This window comes from Paenibacillus oleatilyticus, from assembly GCF_018998565.1.
Lineage (GTDB): Bacteria > Bacillota > Bacilli > Paenibacillales > NBRC-103111 > Paenibacillus_G > Paenibacillus_G oleatilyticus.
On sequence record NZ_JAHNZO010000028.1, the window covers coordinates 59,590 to 79,313 of the forward strand.

Annotated in this window: 22 protein-coding genes and 1 pseudogene; 15 read left to right on the top strand and 8 right to left on the bottom strand. The window is 49.2% G+C overall.

All coding sequences use genetic code 11. The annotated features are described in order from the left end of the window. Positions 1–360: 360 nt before the first annotated feature. From KQX66_RS28090 to KQX66_RS28105, 4 genes are all read right to left on the bottom strand, one after another. The gene (locus KQX66_RS28090; protein WP_216796171.1) at positions 361–1,725 is read right to left on the bottom strand and encodes a TcaA NTF2-like domain-containing protein; all 1,365 of its coding nucleotides are present in this window, start codon (positions 1,723–1,725) and stop codon (positions 361–363) included. A gap of 184 nt (positions 1,726–1,909) precedes the next feature. Next, entirely contained in the window at positions 1,910–2,494 is a 585-nt protein-coding gene (locus KQX66_RS28095) for a LysE family translocator (protein ID WP_216796172.1), read from the bottom strand. A gap of 40 nt (positions 2,495–2,534) precedes the next feature. After that, a complete protein-coding gene (locus KQX66_RS28100; RefSeq protein WP_216796173.1) occupies positions 2,535–2,975 on the bottom strand; it encodes an Lrp/AsnC family transcriptional regulator in 441 nt (146 codons plus the stop codon). A gap of 208 nt (positions 2,976–3,183) precedes the next feature. Continuing rightward, the gene (locus tag KQX66_RS28105; RefSeq protein WP_216796174.1) at positions 3,184–3,693 is read right to left on the bottom strand and encodes an SRPBCC domain-containing protein; all 510 of its coding nucleotides are present in this window, start codon (positions 3,691–3,693) and stop codon (positions 3,184–3,186) included. Positions 3,694–3,953: 260 nt separating this feature from the next. Here KQX66_RS28105 and KQX66_RS28110 point away from each other — a divergent pair, with 260 nt between their 5' ends. The 6 genes from KQX66_RS28110 (at position 3,954) to gloA2 (ending at position 8,281) form a co-directional block, all read left to right on the top strand. Further along, complete coding sequence (locus KQX66_RS28110) at positions 3,954–4,991, top strand: YkvI family membrane protein (RefSeq protein ID WP_216796175.1); 1,038 nt, start codon at positions 3,954–3,956, stop codon at positions 4,989–4,991. Positions 4,992–5,253: 262 nt separating this feature from the next. Further along, complete coding sequence (locus KQX66_RS28115) at positions 5,254–5,697, top strand: hypothetical protein (protein ID WP_216796219.1); 444 nt, start codon at positions 5,254–5,256, stop codon at positions 5,695–5,697. Positions 5,698–5,733: 36 nt separating this feature from the next. Next, the gene (locus tag KQX66_RS28120; protein WP_216796176.1) at positions 5,734–6,006 is read left to right on the top strand and encodes a hypothetical protein; all 273 of its coding nucleotides are present in this window, start codon (positions 5,734–5,736) and stop codon (positions 6,004–6,006) included. Positions 6,007–6,071: 65 nt separating this feature from the next. Next, positions 6,072–7,355, top strand: a complete 1,284-nt coding sequence (locus KQX66_RS28125) for a glutathionylspermidine synthase family protein (protein WP_216796177.1) — start codon at positions 6,072–6,074, stop codon at positions 7,353–7,355. Between the two features lie 55 nt (positions 7,356–7,410). Continuing rightward, entirely contained in the window at positions 7,411–7,845 is a 435-nt protein-coding gene (locus KQX66_RS28130) for a DUF350 domain-containing protein (RefSeq protein ID WP_216796178.1), read from the top strand. Between the two features lie 46 nt (positions 7,846–7,891). Beyond that, a complete protein-coding gene (gene gloA2 / locus KQX66_RS28135) occupies positions 7,892–8,281 on the top strand; it encodes an SMU1112c/YaeR family gloxylase I-like metalloprotein (RefSeq protein WP_216796179.1) in 390 nt (129 codons plus the stop codon). Between the two features lie 403 nt (positions 8,282–8,684). Here the strand turns inward: gloA2 and KQX66_RS28140 are convergent, their stop codons facing one another. After that, positions 8,685–8,894: a YrzA family protein gene (locus KQX66_RS28140; protein WP_063177809.1), complete on the bottom strand. Its 210-nt coding sequence runs from the start codon at positions 8,892–8,894 to the stop codon at positions 8,685–8,687. A 655-nt stretch (positions 8,895–9,549) separates the two neighbouring features. On the opposite strand from KQX66_RS28140, the gene KQX66_RS28145 reads away from it, so the two are divergent. The 5 genes and pseudogenes from KQX66_RS28145 (at position 9,550) to KQX66_RS28165 (ending at position 13,997) form a co-directional block, all read left to right on the top strand. Continuing rightward, positions 9,550–10,896: a lytic polysaccharide monooxygenase gene (locus KQX66_RS28145; protein ID WP_216796180.1), complete on the top strand. Its 1,347-nt coding sequence runs from the start codon at positions 9,550–9,552 to the stop codon at positions 10,894–10,896. A 213-nt stretch (positions 10,897–11,109) separates the two neighbouring features. Beyond that, positions 11,110–12,376 (top strand): annotated as a pseudogene (locus KQX66_RS28150) (lytic polysaccharide monooxygenase). Between the two features lie 791 nt (positions 12,377–13,167). Continuing rightward, complete coding sequence (locus KQX66_RS28155) at positions 13,168–13,368, top strand: hypothetical protein (RefSeq protein ID WP_216796181.1); 201 nt, start codon at positions 13,168–13,170, stop codon at positions 13,366–13,368. Between the two features lie 100 nt (positions 13,369–13,468). Further along, positions 13,469–13,699: a hypothetical protein gene (locus tag KQX66_RS28160; RefSeq protein ID WP_216796182.1), complete on the top strand. Its 231-nt coding sequence runs from the start codon at positions 13,469–13,471 to the stop codon at positions 13,697–13,699. 28 nt (positions 13,700–13,727) lie between these two features. Then, positions 13,728–13,997, top strand: a complete 270-nt coding sequence (locus KQX66_RS28165) for a YolD-like family protein (RefSeq protein WP_216796183.1) — start codon at positions 13,728–13,730, stop codon at positions 13,995–13,997. A 29-nt stretch (positions 13,998–14,026) separates the two neighbouring features. Here the strand turns inward: KQX66_RS28165 and KQX66_RS28170 are convergent, their stop codons facing one another. Beyond that, a complete protein-coding gene (locus KQX66_RS28170; protein WP_216796184.1) occupies positions 14,027–14,305 on the bottom strand; it encodes a hypothetical protein in 279 nt (92 codons plus the stop codon). A 41-nt stretch (positions 14,306–14,346) separates the two neighbouring features. Here KQX66_RS28170 and KQX66_RS28175 point away from each other — a divergent pair, with 41 nt between their 5' ends. Continuing rightward, positions 14,347–14,559, top strand: a complete 213-nt coding sequence (locus KQX66_RS28175; protein ID WP_253957487.1) for an FCD domain-containing protein — start codon at positions 14,347–14,349, stop codon at positions 14,557–14,559. A 171-nt stretch (positions 14,560–14,730) separates the two neighbouring features. Beyond that, positions 14,731–15,372, top strand: a complete 642-nt coding sequence (locus KQX66_RS28180; RefSeq protein WP_216796185.1) for a phospholipase D-like domain-containing protein — start codon at positions 14,731–14,733, stop codon at positions 15,370–15,372. A gap of 95 nt (positions 15,373–15,467) precedes the next feature. Here KQX66_RS28180 and KQX66_RS28185 read toward each other — a convergent pair whose 3' ends face one another. Continuing rightward, positions 15,468–15,704, bottom strand: coding sequence for a hypothetical protein (locus KQX66_RS28185; protein WP_216796186.1), 237 nt, complete (start codon positions 15,702–15,704; stop codon positions 15,468–15,470). A gap of 1,544 nt (positions 15,705–17,248) precedes the next feature. Between KQX66_RS28185 and rsmD the strand changes: the two genes are divergently transcribed. Both rsmD and coaD read left to right on the top strand, forming a co-directional pair. Next, complete coding sequence (gene rsmD, locus KQX66_RS28190; protein WP_216796187.1) at positions 17,249–17,818, top strand: 16S rRNA (guanine(966)-N(2))-methyltransferase RsmD; 570 nt, start codon at positions 17,249–17,251, stop codon at positions 17,816–17,818. Between the two features lie 30 nt (positions 17,819–17,848). Then, positions 17,849–18,373, top strand: coding sequence for a pantetheine-phosphate adenylyltransferase (gene coaD / locus KQX66_RS28195; RefSeq protein WP_216796188.1), 525 nt, complete (start codon positions 17,849–17,851; stop codon positions 18,371–18,373). 14 nt (positions 18,374–18,387) lie between these two features. Here the strand turns inward: coaD and KQX66_RS28200 are convergent, their stop codons facing one another. Continuing rightward, positions 18,388–19,656: a nucleoside recognition domain-containing protein gene (locus tag KQX66_RS28200; RefSeq protein ID WP_216796189.1), complete on the bottom strand. Its 1,269-nt coding sequence runs from the start codon at positions 19,654–19,656 to the stop codon at positions 18,388–18,390. Positions 19,657–19,724 lie beyond the last annotated feature (68 nt).

The following is a 19,724-nucleotide window of genomic DNA, read 5'->3' on the forward strand; positions in this document are numbered from 1 at the left end:
ATAAAATCAACTCCCGCGCCTTCGCTTGGGCTACACTCACCACCCTCAAATAGTTTCTATCATTATATACTATAAAAACTATAATGATTTAATATAATTAATAAAAATATGATGAAATAAAAAAGAAGTAATTACTAACGTTATATACGTTAATAACTACTTCTAATTATAGTCTAATTAAATCCGCCATAAGAACAGTTCGTTGCATTTCATCACCTGCGAATATATGTTCGTATGTGGATATTATATACCGAACACATGTTCTTTATGCAAAGGTAAATAATTGAAATTTCCTCACGCTGCATCGTCAAAAAACCTCCGGAATCAAAATCCGGAGGCTGGTATGATTGTCAAACAATCTCAGCTGTCTATGCTTTCCGTTTCTTTCGCTTCGAGCAATTCGTCAATCACGAAGTCATAATCGTCATAGTCGGTTTTCACGACTTTATATTTGGAAGTGAAGCTCTTGGTTTTGCGGCTGCCATCGCCATAGGAGATGTTATACTTTTCCGATGTCGTAACGATGAAGGCGGAATCGCCCGATTTTTCTACCGACTTGGCTTCGGCAAGGGTCATGGATTCCTTGATCCCTTTGCTTTTCAGGTATTGCATGTAATTGGCCTGTTCTTGGTATTTTTTTGAACTCAAATACGGCGTCACGACATGGATGTTGTCTGAGGCAAGGGCCCACATGTTTTTCGTCAGGAAAATCTCGACCATCATCTTGGCCTTTTCCTCATCGCCGGATGGCTTTGCCGGACTCTCAGGAAGCGGCTTGGGATTGATCTCGCTTTTCGTCAAATCGGCCGACTCGGCACCCGTCAATTCCAAATATTTAGCCAGCATGTTGGCGGCTTCGGTTGCATGACTTCTTTGCTCGGCCCCCTTTTTTTCTAAATATTTTCGATTGGACTCCGCGTTATCGGCCGCTTTGTAGGCAGCAGTAATAAATCCGTAGGAATACGTATTATTTTGCGCCAGCTGCTTGTTTTTCTTGATGTCGGCGATATTGCTTTCGTAACTGCTTTCGTTGTATTTATAACTCTCTGCAGCCTCATGCGCAGCTTGCATTTCGGTCAAATATTTGCCGCGGTAGGTCAGAGCATCGACGAACTTGGATTGAATATCTTTTAATTTCGGCGATAAAACTACGCTCAGCACTTCGTCCTTAAGCTTGTTGTTTTTTTCGATGAGAGAGTCAACGGTGCCATAAATGGCATACATATTGTCGTTGGGCTTCTTTAACTGTCTGATTTCCGAATCGATGTTATCGCTTCGCTGGATGACACTCTGAAGCTTTTCGATATCCTTCAACCGGTCTTTGTATTCCGCGATTGCAGTTTCCAAGTTAAGACTGGAGTAATCTTTCTTTTCCGCCGTAAGCGAAGCGTACTTGGGATTGCTATTCAATTCCTTGACTTGGGCTTCAAAATTGATCGTTGATTTGGAGCTTTCATAAAAACCGACGATTTCCTTAAGCGTTTTTTTGTCGACAGGAGGCGTTTCGATCTGTTTTTTGAATGCGGAGCCCGCCGCCTGAATCGACTCAAAATCCTGATTGTACTGCCTGACCAACGAATCGTATTTCATGTTATTCGTAAGCTTGTAGGCAATTCCACCGGTCGCTGCCAATACAACGAGAAGCGAGCTCATGATAATGATCAGCTTCTTATTTGATTTGTTGGCTGCCGTTCCCGCCCCCGGGTTGTTTGTCGCATTGTCCATACTCGTCATTACTCCCATTCCATCTTCCGATTAGTTTCTGTCAGGTTCATAAGTTATGGGAATTTCATGATGTCGGAACCTTCTTTAGAAACAATTTCAATATCAAGTGCAATTTTCCTTCATCATTCGACAAAAAAACTTAACGGATGGAGTATGGATAACGAATGGACAATGAATTTGAAACTCAATCCTTCTTTTGCAAAACCATTTTTAGGGCAAAATAAATAAAGGCTGCTCCTACGAATAGATTCAAAACTTGAAGTACGAAAGGCGAAATGAATTCGCGGGTCAAACTGCCCATGCCTGCGACCAGAGTTAAAAAGAATACAGCTGCAAACCATGCGCCGAAACCGAATACATAAATATCTTTCCGCGCCATATTTTCTTCGGCTACCTTGGTTGACAATACGCCTGCCCAAAAAATGACAGTCAGAGGATTCGATACCGTCAGAAGGAGTGCGTAGACAAATGCATTGGTTGTGTCCCCAAAGTCTGCAATACTTAAGCCGGGCAGGAGACGAATGTCAAGCAAGCTAAGCATCAGGTTTAACCCAAACATGACTAAGACGGCGGCCCCGAACAGTTTCAAGCCCCATCTCATATTTTGTTTCTCCATCACAGTTGCGATGCCGAGAATGGCGGCGACAATAAAGAGCCCGTCAATCAAAGTAACACCGAGTACGCCGGTCTCAGCCGCGAAAAATCCTCGTAAGGAAGCGATTTGAAATATAAAAATACAAATGGGGCCTATGGCCAATTGTAGCATCATTCCCAATTTGAACCCTTTTGCAAAAATATCTAGCACCTCTTCAAATATTTATATTTTCTTTCAAGGAAGAAAGAGTGATGATGGTATTGCTTTTAAGCACGCCCTTGATGTTCTTTAACGTATTGGAAATAAAATGTTCTAACGCCTGGGTATCTTCCACAAGGACTTTTAACAAATAATCATATTCACCGGCAACATGGTGGCATTCCAGGACAGACTTGCATTGAACAATACACTTTCTGAACTCCTCGATATGTTCGGTTTGATCAATATTGACAAAAATAAAGGACAATAGTCGGCAGTTCGTCTTCATCCGATTCATTTTTATGGTGTAGGCTTCAATGATTTCCGCTTCCTCCATTTTTCGAATTCGTTCCGATACGGCCGGAATCGACAGATTTACTCTTTTGCTTATTTCGGAAGCGGTCATCCTGCTATTTTCTTTTAGAGCATCAAGTATCGCAAGATCGATTGTGTCCAAAATAACCACCTCATCATTAAATTTATAAATATAATTATAATCATAGGTTTTATTTTTTAAATATTTTCATAAAAAACATTCGATTTTTAATAAATCTACAATTGGAGCTTTAGTTAATGAACTAAAACGAAGCGAATTTAATGCTTAACTTAAATAAATAAAGCCGCCGGCTCTGGGCCGAACGGCTTTGCTGATAACAAAATTTGTGTTATTGCATGGATTGCAAATGCTCGGCGAGACGATCCCAGGTTTCGGTGATCCCTTGCTCCATCCCCATGTCGATAACGGTTTTGAGCGCTTCGGCAGAAGGGTATTGGGCCCGGTTGACAAGCTTCGTTTTGCCTTCGAATTCTGTGAAAGTCATCGTAATGAGAGACGAGGGCATGCCTTCCGCTTCGTTGCCTTCGGCATCCGAGAAGTAATCCTTGTAGACGATTTTCTCCGCTTCGACGATTTCCTGATAGACGGCTTTGCCCCAGGATTCGAATCCGTAAAAATCGCCCTGATTCTGATCGATACATTTCATACAGTAATGCCAGATGCCGCCTGGACGAAAATCAACGTTGCAAACCGTGAGCGTCCAGCCGCGCGGTCCCCACCAGTGCTTGAGATGCTCGGCCTGTGAGAACGCTTTAAATACAAGCTCGCGCGGCGCATTGAACACACGCTCCAGAATAAGTTCCTGACCTTCCACCTTGATCGTCATTGGGTTCGACATCAAAATTCCTCCTAAATATTCGTTTCGGTACGCGTTACTCCGGTGTCTTGTTTCGGTTGCCGGTACCGTAATCTTGTTTAAAATATACCCCATTGAGAATATTCCTGTCAAGGAATATTTAAAGGGTAATTTTTATGCCCAAGGAAGCCGTAACAAAACGAAAAGTTTGTCCCAAGGAGTCGGACAAAGCGGGAATATACAAGCCTTCCGGACATAAAATGAAGCATAAGATTACTTTATGCGGTACCCCCGGAGGATTTATGGTTAAAAAATCGGTCTCGATCTTGCAAATTGCAGCCACATACGCTGGGACAGTGGTGGGAGCCGGATTTGCTTCCGGACAGTCGATTATGCAGTTTTTTACGGTTTACGGGACATGGGGAACCGTAGGCATCTTGATCAGTACGTTTCTTTTTATGTGGATTGGAACCAAGATGATGGTTTTGGCGCACAGAATTCAGGCGTTTTCTTATCAAGAGCTTAACACCTATCTTTTCGGCAGCGTGTTCGGGAAGGTCGCCAATGCTGCGACGTTCGCGATTTTATTCGGGATGACTTCGGTGATGCTGTCGGGCGCCGGCTCCATTTTTGAGGAACAGCTTGGTCTGCCGTATCAGTGGGGCATTGTGATCAGCATCGTCCTTTGTTATCTGGTCATGACCCGAGACATGCAGGGAATTTTGGCGGTAAACTCGGTGGTAGTGCCTCTAATGCTTGTTTTCATGCTGCTCATTGCCTTGCAGGTGCTCGGGGACAGCGGGACGGCTCCAAGCATCGGTTGGCGAACCTTGCCATGGTCCGATCTAACGTGGCTGATTAGCCCGTTTGCCTACGCGGCATTGAATTTTGCCTTTGTCCAAGCGGTGATGGTGCCTCTCGGCAGCGAGGTACAGGACGAAAGCGCCTTGAAATGGGGCGGCTTTTGGGGTGGCGCAGCTCTTGGATTCATGCTGCTCATCAGCCACTGGGCCATGAATTACAAGATGCCGGAAATTGCAGCGTTCGATATTCCGATGGCCGAAATTATTCGGGATCTGGGCGGAGCGGTTCATATTTTGTTCTTGCTGGTCATCTACGGGGAAATTTTTACGACGATCATCGGCAACGTATTTGGGATCGCGCGTCAAATTCAAAGCTTGTTCGTTCTCCCGACCCACTGGCTGGTGTTAGCGATTCTGCTCGGAAGCTTTCTGATCAGCCAGATCGGTTATACTCCGCTGCTTTCTTATCTTTATCCTCTGTTTGGCTATCTCGGGATGATCCTGCTTTTTTTCTTGGCGTTTAAAAGGATCCGCTGATAAGCGGCTTCAATTTACCACTTTCTCAACACTCTAAAGAGGCACAGGCCTCTTTTTTTTGTTGCTTCACCGAACCCGAGATAAATTTTGCTTGACGTACCGTGTCAGAAACCTATAATCGATGTTGGATGCAGCTTCCGGGCCGGTGAACAAACCGCAAGGGCGGACGGCGAATCCTTTTCCGCCGTTGTGCGTATATGTTTGGTGAATCTCCGTGAGAAGGGCCCGTTTCCGAGAGAGAGAAAAGGAGTGCTGAAGCATGATGACACGATTGGAATACCGTTTGTATGCCGAGGGCAGCGAGACGTTCCCGCTGCTGTATTATTATGACCGGATCGGCCGGGACGAGGTCGCTTTGCGTTTTGCGTGCGACTATTTTATTAAGGACGGCAAGGTGTACGAGAAAACCTCGTGCGCTGTGGAGCCGGAATGTTATGTCGTTTATGTGCAGGAAGCGCTTGACGAGCGGACGATGCTATGGAGCAAGCCGGAAGGTCCCCGCGGCGTTCGCATGGAGCTAAGGGAATACCGTGAATGGACGGCGGATTACCGGCTGGTGCATACGTTTACATTTCCCGATACGCTGGAGGCGATGTTGAACCTTCAGGCGACTTATTTGTATGCGGAGGGCCGGGAATGGCAGCGTACTTCCGCCGAGATCGACGAAGACCGGGAGACGTATGTATATTACGCCGTGCCGGTGTAGCCACAATTCAAACCGGGAAAACAGGAGTGACGAAAAATGGAACAGCAAAAAAGCAGCAGGACACGCAAACTGGTAGCGCTGTTCGTGGCGTCGACACTGGTGCTCGGCGGTACGGCGGGCTGCTCCGATTCGAAATGTACCGACCGTAACGGGGACGGTTACTGTGACGACGGCAGCGGCGGTTCGTCCTCCGGAGGACGTTACTATGGCGGCTCGGGGTCGAGCGGCAGCTCCTATAAAGGATCTTCGGGCAGCTCTTCCGGGATCAGCAAAGGCGGCATCGGCGGCAGCGGCAGCTCAAGCTCCTAGCGCCAGAGCTGCCATGGGCGGTCCGACGACGACAAAAAGCAAGATCAGAGAGGAGGCGTGCGGGCATGAGCATGGCAAAGACGCTGCGGCCGGACGCTTCTTATGCGGAACGCCGGGAAGCGATCTACGGGCCGCTGCGGCAAGAGGGGATATTTACATGGGACTGCTTATACGACCAGGAATACGCGCTCGCCGGCTTGTACCGGTTGGAGCGCACACAGCTGGAAGAAATGCGCAAAGCCGCCGAAGCGTTAGGACGCATCTATGCCAAGACCGTACGGATCATCCAGCAGGGCGAACCGGCGCTTTTGGCTGAATTGGGACTGCCTCCCGCATCGTTCGGCGCCATTCGTCTCCGGTTCGATGAAGACATTCCGACGCTGATCGGGCGGTTCGATTTTGCTTTGACGCCGCAGGGACTCAAGATGCTTGAGTTTAACAGCGATACGCCAACGGGGATCGTCGAAGCCTTTCATGCGAACGGCCGGGTGTGCGCAGCCTATGGCGAAGAGGATCCAAACGAAGGCTGCAGCGGGGCTTTCAGCGAAGGGTTTAAGCGGATGCTAGACCTCTACCGCGAAGCGGGCTATGCGTCCGAGCATGTCGTCTTCAGCTCGCTGGATTGGCATGAGGAGGATGCCGGAACGACTCGCTATCTCCTGAAGCAATCCGGGATTGCCGGCGCGGAATTTGCAGCGCTGTCCGACCTCCGCGTAGAGGGAGACCGGATATGGGCGCAGCCCAATGCCGATGACGAAGAAGCGGCGGGATGTCCGATCGATGTGTTGTACCGGCTGCATGCAATCGAGAAGCTGGCTGAAGACCGGGATACGGACGGCTATCCGACCGGCGAGCATGTGCTGGAATTAATCGCGGAGCGCAAGCTGGCGATCATTAATCCGCCCTCGGGGTTCGCCGCTCAGACGAAGGCGTTCCAGGCGCTGATCTGGAATTTGCATCAAGCGGGGGAGTTTTACACGGAAGAGGAGCATGAGACGATCGAAGCCTACATGCTGCCGACGTTTATGGAGCCGTGCTTCCCCGAAGGCATGCCTTATGTGGCGAAGCCGATTCTGGGGCGCGAAGGCAGCGGGGTCACGATCTATGCGGGAAGCGGAGATATTGCGGAGGCGAGCGGGGAGGACGAATACGGGGATCAGCCGATGGTCTACCAGCAATATGCCGAGCTGCCCCGCATCCGGGTGGAAACGTTAAACGGCCCGTATGACGGCCGGCTGCTCTGGGGCTGCTTTCTGATCGACGGCCGAAGCTCTGCCGTCATTGCGCGCGTCGGCGGGAGCATCACGAACAATTTGTCCTATTATTTGCCTTCGTCGGTCATAGGCTAGGCCTGCAATAAGAACAGCCTTACATAACAACATTTACTTGGGGAGTTGGAGTTCGTTGGATCAGTTCGGAAATATTCTTAACTTTTTGATGTATTTGGGCGTGACCGTCCCGCTTGTAGGGCTCGGCATTTTATTTTTCAACCTGACGACGCCGTACAATGAATTCGCGCTCATCCGGGAGGGCGGCGATTTGTCCGATCCCGCCAAAGCGGCTGCCGCCAAAGCTGCGGCTTACGATCTTGGGGGCAAAATTGTCGGTCAAGTGCTCGTTCTCGCGTCCGCCGTATATCATTCGGTCGGTCTAGTCGATTTAATCATCTGGGGACTCATCGGGATCGCATTCCAGATTATCGTGTTCTACTTGTTCGAACTGCTGACTCCGTTTAAAGTGCTGGCCGAAATTCCGAAGGGCAATGTGTCCGTTGGCATTTTCTCGTTTTGTTTGAGTCTGGCGTCGGGTCTTTTGCTGGCTTCGTTAATCAGCTATTGATCGGACTACATAAAGATTGGTTCCGAAGGAGGCTGTGCTCAACGTCATGCTAAAGCTGAACAACATTCACCATGCCGCGGTCATTTGCTCGGACTATGAGAAGTCGAAGCATTTTTACGTCCGCGTGCTCGGACTGACGGTCATCCGGGAAACGTACCGGGCGGAGCGCCAGTCGTATAAGCTCGATCTGCGGGTTGGCGACAGCCACCAGATCGAACTGTTCTCGTTCCCGAATGCGCCGGAGCGGCCAAGCTATCCGGAAGCAAGAGGTCTGAGGCACCTGGCCTTCGAGGTTGACGATATCGAAGCGGCCGTCAAGGCTTTGGAAGCCGAAGAAATCGCCGTGGAGCCGATTCGTGTCGATGAGACTACGGGAAAACGATTCACGTTCTTTTTCGATCCGGACCGGCTGCCCTTGGAGCTGTACGAAAAATAGATCAAGACTCGTGCGCTGCGCACGGGTCTTTTTTTGCAAGAAGTGGTTTGCTTGCAGATAAAAATGGGTAAAAAGTTGTAGGTTTGTTTCGACCTAGTTCAAAAAGCTCATTGAAATCTAACAAGGACCTAAAAGATTCCAAACATAACTTTGCTATGCTTGCCTTATCATCACAGAAGCTCTTGGGCGCAAGGGGACAATGATGGAGGTGCGGCGTATGGAAGGAAGATTTTCGATAGGAGTCATGTTCGGGGTACTGCTGAGCGTCCCGCTGTGGCTGTCGATGGTCGGTTGGTACAGACTGGTCATGGCGGGCATCGGATTGTTTATTTAAATTCTAGCCATCGGCCGGAGGGGCCGATGGTTTTTTGTGGGCATAAAGCTTTTGTCTTGGCGGGATTCGTTATTTTTTCACTTTAAAATGAACGACGGCGCTGTACAGCATTTTCCCGGCATTCGGATCGAACACTACTTGATGGCTGATCGAGAAAACATCCAGCAGCAGCGCTTTGTTATTCTCGATTTGCGCATCGATTTTGGCTTCGAGCGTTTTCAAATCGTAGGCTTCGAAAAATTCAATTTTATTCTCGATTCGGTCTAAAGTAAAACTCATCGTCATTCGCTCCCGGCTGCGTATTTTGGCTTAAACTAAATCTACCAAGCTCTGTCTTTGATTGCAACTGCGCAAGAGAGCTCCCTTTGCGTAAAGGGCTGGATAGCGCTCTTCGTTTATTAGGCAAATAGGACTTGAGTCTGTCGTTCGATGTTGTTGAATTTGTGGAGAAAAGTAATTTCGTGCTAAATCGTGAACTATATTGTAATTTTTTAAGTAATATATTATTATTACTATATATTTACTATTCATATAATTCCAAGTACTATGAGCGGATTACATAGTCGATCATTTTAACGCAATCGCTTACATCAAGTTCCCCGCATCGCGCCATAATATTTCGAAAGCTACCGGACATGGGAGACGTGCGCAAAGTGTCCGTTCCTCTACTTGACTCTTTCAATTCTACCGGCACCAAGATCGAACCTGGATGACATTCGCGGAATATAGGCATATATAGACTCTTTACGAGTTTATATAAAAACATGGGATAGAAAGGAGGATATGCAATACTTACAAGAGCTTCCACACACGGGATCACAGCTATATTTCAGGTGGAGAGGAGGTTTGATCGAGCTGACGATTGCGAACGATTGAATGGGTAATGTCTAATCGTAGTGTCCTTACCGACCCCAAAAATAAGGAGGTAACATATATGATACAGCTTCGTTTACCCCATCATTCCCTATCCAAATTGCTCGTTGCCAGCGGCATGATGCTGCTGATGGCCGTTATCATGCTGCTGTTCTCGGATCGGGCTTTTGCCCATGGTTATGTGGAATCGCCGGGCAGCCGCGCCTATTTGTGCAAGCTGGGGCAAAATAAGAACTGCGGAGCCATTGTTTATGAGCCACAAAGCTTGGAAGCTCCGAAAGGGTTTCCGCAAGCCGGACCGGCCGACGGCAAAATCGCCAGTGCAGGCGGAGCTTTTCCGGAACTTGACCAGCAATCGGCTACACGTTGGGCCAAGGTCCCGATGACGGCAGGTACGAAAACGTTTACATGGAAGTTGACTGCTGCTCATGCGACATCCACCTGGAAGTATTACATGACGAAGCAAAACTGGGATCAGAACGCCCCGCTTAGCCGGGCTTCGTTCGATCTCACGCCGTTCTGCTCGGTAAACTACGGCGGAAAGCAGCCTCCGAACACTTATTCCGATACGTGCAACGTCCCGAGCCGGACTGGCTATCAAGTCATTCTGGCAGTCTGGGAAATTGCCGACACGGCCAATGCGTTCTATAATGTCATCGACGTGGACTTCGGAGGAGGTTCTTCGGATACTCAGCCTCCTAGCGCACCGACGGGTTTAAGCGCTTCCAACCTTACAGCCACGAGCGTATCGCTGGCATGGAACGCATCGAGCGATAACGTCGGAGTTTCCGGCTACAAAATTTATAACGGCTCGACGCAGATTGCCGCCGTCTCCGGCTCGACTTTAAATTACAACGTCACGGGGCTGACCTCGAATACGTCCTATACGTTTACGGTTCGTGCCGAGGATGCCGCAGGCAACGTTTCCGGCGCAAGCAACGCCGTCACGGTTACGACTCCGGCCGTACCTGTAGACAATGAGGCGCCTACGGCTCCGACCGGCTTGCATGTGATGGGTACTCCGACTTCCTCCAGCGTTCATCTGATGTGGAGCGCATCGACGGATAATGTCGGGGTAACGGGCTACCGGGTATATAATGGAACCACTTTAGTAACTACGGTTTCGGGGACGACGCTCGAGTATACGGTTACTGGGCTGACGCCCGATACGTCCTATACGTTTACGGTTCGCGCAATTGACGCCGCCGGCAACGTATCGGCCGACAGCAATGCTGTAAATGCCAAGACGGCTTCCGGTCCGGCGGTTTCCGCATGGGCGCCGAATGTGGCGTATACGGTAGGCACGCTTGTTACGTACAACGGCAAAACGTACGAGTGCCGTCAGGCCCACACCTCGCTGGTGGGCTGGGAGCCGTCCAACGCAGCATCGTTGTGGTTGTTGAAGTAATCGGACACCTTTCAATTCTACCGACAGCAAGACCGAACATGGATGGCATCCGTATATAGACTAGTTATGAGTTTAAGAGCTTCCACACACGGGATCATAGCTATAATTTAGGTGGAGAGGAGGTTTGAATCGAACGGATAATTGCGAACGATTGAAAGGGTAATGCCTGATCATAGTGTCCTTACCGACCCCAAAAATAAGGAGGTAACATATATGATACAGCTTCGTTTACCCCGCCATTCTCTATCCAAACTGCTCGTTGCCAGCGGCATGATGCTGCTGATGGCCGTAGTCATGCTGCTGTTCTCGGACCGGGCTTTCGCCCATGGTTATGTCGAATCGCCCGGCAGCCGCGGCTATTTATGCAGTCTGGGGCAAAACAAGAACTGCGGGGAGATTATTTACGAACCGTACAGCCTGGAAGGACTGAAAGGGTTTCCGCAGGCCGGGCCCGCCGACGGCAGGAACGAAAACGTTTTCATGGGTTCTTAAAGTCCCTCATGCGACATCCAGCTGGAAGTATTACATGACGAAGCAAAACTGGGATCAGAACGCCCCGCTCAGCCGGGCATCGTTCGACCTCACGCCGTTCTGCTCGGTAAATTACGGCGGAAAGATGCCTCCTAAGACGTATTCCGATACGTGCAACGTTCCAAGCCGGACTGGATATCAAGTCATTCTGGCGGTCTGGGAAATTGCCGACACGGCCAATGCCTTCTATAATGTTATCGACGTGAACTTCGGAGGAGATCCTTCGGATAATCAGCCTCCTACCGCACCGACAGGTTTAAGTGCTTCCAACCTTACAGCCACGAGCGTATCGCTGGCATGGAACGCATCGAGCGATAACGTCGGAGTGTCCGGCTACAAAATTTATAACGGCTCGACGCAGATTGCCGCCGTCTCCAGCTCGACTTTAAATTACAACGTCACGGGGCTGACCTCGAATACGTCCTATACGTTTACGGTTCGTGCCGAGGATGCCGCAGGCAACGTTTCCGGCGCAAGCAACGCCGTCACGGTTACGACTCCGGCCGTACCTGTAGACAATGAGGCGCCTACGGCTCCGACCGGCTTGCATGTGATGGGTACTCCGACTTCCTCCAGCGTTCATCTGATGTGGAGCGCATCGACGGATAATGTCGGGGTAACGGGCTACCGGGTATATAATGGAACCACTTTAGTAACTACGGTTTCGGGGACGACGCTCGAGTATACGGTTACTGGGCTGACGCCCGATACGTCCTATACGTTTACGGTTCGCGCAATTGACGCCGCCGGCAACGTATCGGCCGACAGCAATGCTGTAAATGCCAAGACGGCTTCCGGTCCGGCGGTTTCCGCATGGGCGCCGAATGTGGCGTATACGGTAGGCACGCTTGTTACGTACAACGGCAAAACGTACGAGTGCCGTCAGGCCCACACCTCGCTGGTCGGCTGGGAGCCCTCCAACGCAGCTTCGTTGTGGTTGCTGAAATAATCGGACAAGATTTTCTTAAAAAGGATAGCCCGTCAGAGTTAACCTCTGACGGGCTATCCTTTTTCAATTTAACGAAACATCGTTAACAAAAAGAAGTTCCGCACCGGTAAATGTAAATAAGGAGATTATTGGATAACTTATATAGGAGGTGTTAAAATGACGCATCGATAGCGAATTCAAGCTTTGCTAAAGCAAAAAGGCCGAATTGAAGAAGAACAGGCCAAAGTAAAGGCAAGTCAAGAGCTGGATAGCAAAATAAAAGCGGAACGATTGAAGTCCTTGACAACGGAACAGTAAACGATTGAAGCCCAAATCGCGCAGATTCGAATGGAGCAAGCCCAAAACCGTAAAAACGGTGTTTCGCCAAGCGCGGAATCCCGAGACCCGAAACCGGGCCGTTCATCCGATTCTTCCATGAAGGACATTGTCCGAGCCGACTTCTTGCACCGCCGAGCAGTCGGTATTTAAGCCGAAATTGGAGCAAGAAACGGCTTTAAAAGCCCAAATTGCCGGCTTGGACGGGAAAATCGGGGAAACGATGGCCGAAGCGCAAAAAACTGACCGAAAGAAGGAAGAGACCGACAAAGCGGAAGACGGTCCCCGCCCGAGACCGTTGCGCCGAATCGGGACCCATTTCCTACTATCCACGCTTCGTTTTCGCAACCTCATTATCTCCTCTCCGATGTGCATCATTATGCTGTATTATCCAGTATAAACCAAATGGACTATTGCGTGTTCGCATTTTGTTCGTATATAATACAAACAAATGTTCTTATTTGGAGGCGAACGTAATGGAAAGATACATTGGCCATATTATTGAAGTTATTTATTTGGATATCGACAATAAGACCAAGCAGCGGAGAATTGAGGTCTTGATGGTTGAGAATGGTATCGTCAAAGCATTTTGTCATCAACGGCAAGCGCTGCGGGTGATTCGGATCGAAAATATTTTAGCGGTGAAGCAGGTTTCCGTGTCATCGAGGGTCTCATGAGTTAATTCCGGCAGACTGGCGAAATCGGATCATAGAAGAAAAATGAAGAACTAATGGCAGCTAATTGAGCTCGCAGACGTGAACGGGGTGGCATTCGTTGATGACAGATGTTGAAAAGAAAGTGCTTCGAATTCTGTGGAATTTATACAAAACCGCTTGGGTAAGGCCTGATGTCAAAAGGATTTCGTGGTTATCCGGGCGTACGGTGGAGCAACTGCGAAAAATTGTATTTTGCCTCGTCAAGGACGGTTATGTAGAAGTTCGCAGGGATGAGCTTCGGGTCATCCAAGGCTTGGAGCAAAGGGTACCGCAGTACACAGCGGTGGATTGAAGATGAATTCGAAGAGGAGAGGGAAATCTTGATAGGCTTACCGACGTTAAGCAAGAAATACGCTGCGCAACGCCCGGCAAGAGACGAATTTGAATTGGAGGAGCTGGGGAATCGGTTGTTCGAGGTTCATGAAGAGGGAGCCGAGATTTATTTGACCGTATGGGGAATGGACGAGCAGGTGCGGGGACGAATCACCAACATGGACCCGCGAACCCGGCTGGTACATATAGAGCGTGACGGCGATACGCTGAAAGTTCCTTATTTGGATATCATGAATGTGGAGAGCCCAAGGCATTGATCCTTGGGCTTTCGTGTATAAACGATCCGCTAAGCGATCGATGACTTGCCGGCCTCCCGAATCGATGCCCGCATTTTTTTATCGGAAGGAAGAAAGATCGTTAACAATCCGATCAATGGAAGATAGGCGCAGCAATAAATGACGAAGTCAATGCTGGTCGAATCGGCAAGATTGCCCAAGATGGCCGAGCCAATTCCCCCTAAGCCAAAAGCCAGCCCGAAGAAAATTCCGGAAACCAGACCAACTTTTCCTGGCAGCAGGTCATTCGCGTAGACCATAATAACGGAGAAAGAGGAGGCCAGGATCATGCTTATATCAGGCGGTCGAGTACGACGAGAAGCTTCATAACATGATTGTTGATATTTCGGACAATCCGTATATCGTTTCTTTCAGTTCTTCCTTACAAATGCATATTCGAAGATATAAGTACATTTTTCTAAAACGGCCGCTTGGAGAATCACAAGCCGCTGCCCAGGAACACCGGGAAATTATCCGCGCTCTGGAAGCACATGATGCCGAAGGTGCCGCACATTTGATGAAAAAGAATTTGTTAAGTCTTTGATAAAAGGTACAAAAGAAAAAAGCTCAGGAAACTCGACAATACGAGGTTTCTTGAGCTTTTTATATAGATTTCGATTTGTTTCCAGTAGGCGAAGTTTTTTACATAATGTCGAATTTGTGGAGATAGATGAGTTCGTGATACGATGTGTAAAAAATGTAAAGGAGACAGGCCATGAAGAAGTATCTCGGACTCCTCGCCCTGGTGACAATGATCGTGAATGCAGGCTGTACGCAAGCAGAACCTCCAAAAGCAACTGCAGCGCCTGAGCAGAATACCGCGCCGGCTACGACATCGCAAGATACACCAAAAGAAGCAGCTAAACAGCAAGTAACAATGAATGTAGAGTCTATTTTTACGAAAGCGGACCAGCATCCTGAAAAGGTTCTGATCGATGTCATTAGCTCGGCCAAGGAGACACTGGATGTTGCGATCCACAGCATCACGCATCCGGACATTGTAGCAGCGATCCGGGATGCTAAGAAACGCGGCGTAGCAGTGCGTGTGATTACGGACAAGACCCAATCCGAAGGGAAAGCGCAGGGAGAGGCATTGAAGATTCTTGGCAGCGCGGGGATTCCGATGAAGATCAACAGCCACAGCGGCCTGATGCACCTGAAGGTGACGATTGCAGATAAGAAGGTCGTAACCACCGGCTCGTATAACTATTCCAAGGCAGCAAGTACAACGAACGATGAAGTCCTGGTCGTGATCCGGGAAGAAGGGGCAGCAAAAACATTTTCAGATGAATTCGAGAAGATGTGGAACGATACGAAGGGATTTAAAACGATTGAGAAGAAAACCGCGAAAAAATAATTAACGAAACTCCCGACCTGAATTGTTTGGGAGTTTTGATTTAAAAACAATTTGTTTGATAAACCATAGCTCTGAGTAAGATAGCTGATGGTTGTTCAAGTTAGATCTAAAACTTTGAAAATGATGTCCATGACCAGACAAAAAACTCCCAAGAAGAATAGGATTATGCCATGCCTCTTAAGTTTTTTCCTTAGTCGCTGTTCGTATTGTTGGTCTGTTTCTCCGGGTTGCTGCAATCCTTTAACTACTTTAATATTGTAAGATTTTCTGAAAGAAAGATAAAAATACATAATGCCGGCAATTATTAATAACAAAGCAATAATTAATAACATGATGTACCTCCTCGTAGAATAAATACCAGCAATATAATATCGGCATCCAAAGAGTTTATATTTACCCTGTATTTTCAAAATAATGAGTAATTTATGCAAGATGCCTCGTTCCGTCAGCCTTATTATTTTAAAATTTTTCCGACGGTTGGTTTGAAACTATAAGCCTGCTCCCAGAGGCATATTTACTTATAAATATTGAAAGGTAATATTAAACTATAAATCCATAATTTACATTAAACATTCTCGGAACGCAGGAACACGGGCAAGGCGCCGTCCGTTTCCGATATAACGTATGCAGCTTAACGATTTCAAATCCGAATACGCGGGAGGGTTCCCGAAGGGAAAGTAATTTCATACCATTACAAGGATGATAGAACGGAAGAACCCTTTGATCATTCATACACGGAAATTATACTTTCATATCTCAATGATAAGGGTCAAGTAGAACAAGTTGCTTCTTTCAGTGTCCGTAGGGAGGACGAGGCCGGAGGAGAGCTGACTGCGCCGAAATCAAATTGGTATTATCTTACTATGCAATGTTATCATACAGCTTGGGACGAATGTAGCGGCTCAGGTTACTTACGCACATTGAAATGAAATGATACGCCTGGTAAAAGGGGTGCTCCGTTGTCTTTGATACGAAATGTATCTATTTGCAATATCTAAAATGGTTTTCAGTACGATCGTTCTTTCGTGTATACGGATGATATTACGGTCAGTTCATTCATTGTCTCCAAAACAAATGGATCATAAATATCATGCCGCTGCCAATACAGGCTGGTACAGTGTTCATCTTATATTTTAAATTGTCTATACATTATTTTTAGAAGGGAGATTTATATGAAAAAAAATATGTTTACACCGTAGAAGATGTATACAAGAACGAAAACGATGTTCCGGAGGAACTTGCATTCTGGTATGGTAAGTGTAGTGGTATTTTGAAAAAATATAAACAACGCTATGAGCCACAATATGGTGGCTGGGTTGGTAGTATAGAGGGTGGCTTTATTACCCGGAGATATGATCAGAGAGGGTATACATCCCACTGGTTGAGATCCGGAAGGCAGAACCCGTCTATCGTAATGTGGAAGAAGGACGACTGCGTCCTGCTGGAATTATTGAACTTGAGGTAACTTCAACTCTGGGACAGAAAAGAAGTAAAACGCCTTATCGGGACGATGCAGATTGCTGTTATTGCAGCAGTTTTGCGACGTCCTATTTTTATTATCTTATCTCGCTTCCTGAAGAAAGCGGCCAGATATTGAACAAACCCTTATTAATAAAGGGAATCAAAAATAAAATCGGGGCCCGTCTCACGACGAGCCCCTTTCATGGGAGAGGAGAAACCGGACGAAGAGCTTATGGGGAACGTAAGTCTTCTCCGCGGTTGTCTACGACATTTTCGGATGTCGATGATATAAGGATGATCCTTTTTGCAGAAAGATATACATCCACTGGGAAAATTTTTTTGGATTTTTTGTGCAAAAGATTCCGTTTGTGATACGATATCAATATTAAGTTTGGCGGAAAGAAGGCTATACAGCATGAGAGTCATATCGGGAAGTGCCAAAGGGCGGCCGCTGAAGGCGGTACCGGGCATGGGGACCCGGCCCACGACGGACAAAGTGAAAGAAGCGGTATTCAGCATGATCGGCCCTTATTTCGACGGCGGACAAGTGCTGGATTTGTTTGCCGGCACCGGTGGGCTGAGTATCGAAGCGTTGAGCCGGGGGATGGACCGTGCCGTGCTCACGGACGTTGACAAAAAAGCCATCGACACGATTCGCCACAATCTTCAGGCGACCGGGTTGACGGAGCGGGCCGAAGTGTATCGCAATGATGCGATGCGCGCCCTCAAAGCGCTTTCCAAGCGGGAAGCGCGTTTTGATCTGGTGTTTTTGGACCCGCCGTACAAGCTGAAGGTGATCGGAGAGCTGCTGGAGGAGCTGCAGCAGGGCGGATTGCTGGCCGACGGAGCGCGGATCGTGGTCGAGCATGACGCGGAAGACCGCCATGAGGGGGACTTCGGAGAGCTCGAGTGGCTGAGGCGGGCTGAGTATGGGGATACTGCCATTACGATTTACCGTACCCGCTCCGAGGGTAAAGAGACTTAAACTCGACATTAGAGGGAGTTGACTGTACCAATGAATCCAATTATCGAGATTGGCGATCATCCCGGGATGCGGGTGGCTGTGTATCCCGGCAGCTTTGATCCGGTGACGAACGGGCATCTGGATATTATTCATCGCGCGGCTAAAGTGTTCGATATGCTGATCGTCGCCGTGCTCAATAATACGAGCAAAAATCCGCTGTTCTCGGTGGAGGAGCGGACGGAGCTGCTGAAGCAGGTGACCAGAGACTTGCCGAACGTCGAGATCGACAGCTTCCGGGATCTGCTCATTAATTATATGAAGCAAAAAAACGCGCACCTCATCGTTCGAGGACTGCGGGCGGTTTCCGATTTCGAATACGAGCTGCAACTGGCTTCCACCAACCGCAAGCTATGCGAAGACATCGAGACGTTCTTTATGACGTCGACGCCGAAATATTCATATCTGAGCTCGAGCATTGTGAAAGAAATCGCCCGTTTCCATGGACCCGTGGTCGATCTGGTTCCGCCGGAAGTGGAGCAGGCGCTGCGCGGCAAATACGGCAGCGGAAGCTTGTAGTTCGGAAGGAAGGCTTACCGCGGATGACGGCGGCGGTGGAAGAGAAAAGCGGCAAATACCGAAAGCAATAGCAGGACAAGCAGCATCGTGCCGAACTGCAGCATCATCGGGCTGATCAAGGGCCACAGACTGTCGCGCTCGAAGGACCAACCGATGTGAACCGCGGCATAGTGCGCAAGCACGGGCTTCTCTCCGCCCAGCGAATCGGTGAGCGGTTTCCAAGCTAAGCAGGTGAGCACAAAAGCAATCCCGCCATGCTCAAGCCGGGAGCGCAGAAAGCGCAGATAGCGCAAGTCGGAAGCCGCAGTCAAGCTTTTGACTTGGGCGTGCGTGGACAAGCCTCCCCACGAGAGCAGCAGACTGAGCAGCGCATACGGCAAGGCCGACGAAGCGGCTTCTGTATATTGCGATAAGGCGTACGCTCCGAGATGCGGTTCGAAGAAGCCGGCCAGCAGCGCCTGGGCAAGCGTCAGAGCGCTGTCGCGGTTAAGGCCAAATGCGGAGGCGAGGGAAGCGGCAGCGGAGACAAGCCCCGAAAGCGAAACGGCGTGAAGCAGCACGGAGAACATCATCATGCATCCGCCGATTAGAAAAAGCTGCTGAATGCTTGACGTCACCGAATCTCCCAGCAGCTTCCCGAACGTCCGGCCGTCGCGCGTCCGGGCCTCTTGAAATGCGTCGAAGCTCCGGCTGAGCCACCCTGAGCTTTCCTTGTCCCGTGCTTTCGTTTTCGGCAGTGGGTGAGGTACAGAGGCGCTGCGAAAACGGTGGAGCAGAGCCAGGAGCAATGTGGAGGCATAATGGATGACCGCCAGCGCAAGTCCGGCGGTCGCGCTTTGCAGGAAGCCGACTCCGACCACGCTTACGAGGAAAACCGGGTTCAGCAGGTGAGAGACCGAGAGCAGCCGTTCTCCTTCGTCGCGGGTCAGCGTGCCGTCCTTACGAAGCTGGCCCACGGCTGCGGCACCGGCCGGGATGCCGGCAGTGAAGCCGAGCGCCACAATCCATCCGGCGACTCCCGGGAGCCTGAATAAAAGGCGCAGCAGCGGCTCAAGCAGCACGCCAAGTCCGTGCAGCACGCCCATGCCGCGCAGCAGCTCGGTGACGATCAGGAAGGGCAGCAAGGCCGGGAACACAAGCTTCCACCAGAGCTGCAGCCCCTGGAGCGACGAGCGAAACGCTTCGTCGGGAAATGCGATGATGCTGACGACAAGAGCAAGCGCCGCGGCGCCCAGCAGCAGCGTCATAAAGCGCGGGGAGAAGAGAACCTGTAACCGATGCATCCGAATCATCACTCCAGCTTGGGTTAGTGGTACATGTTTACGCTTTGTCCGCATGGAATAGACCTGAC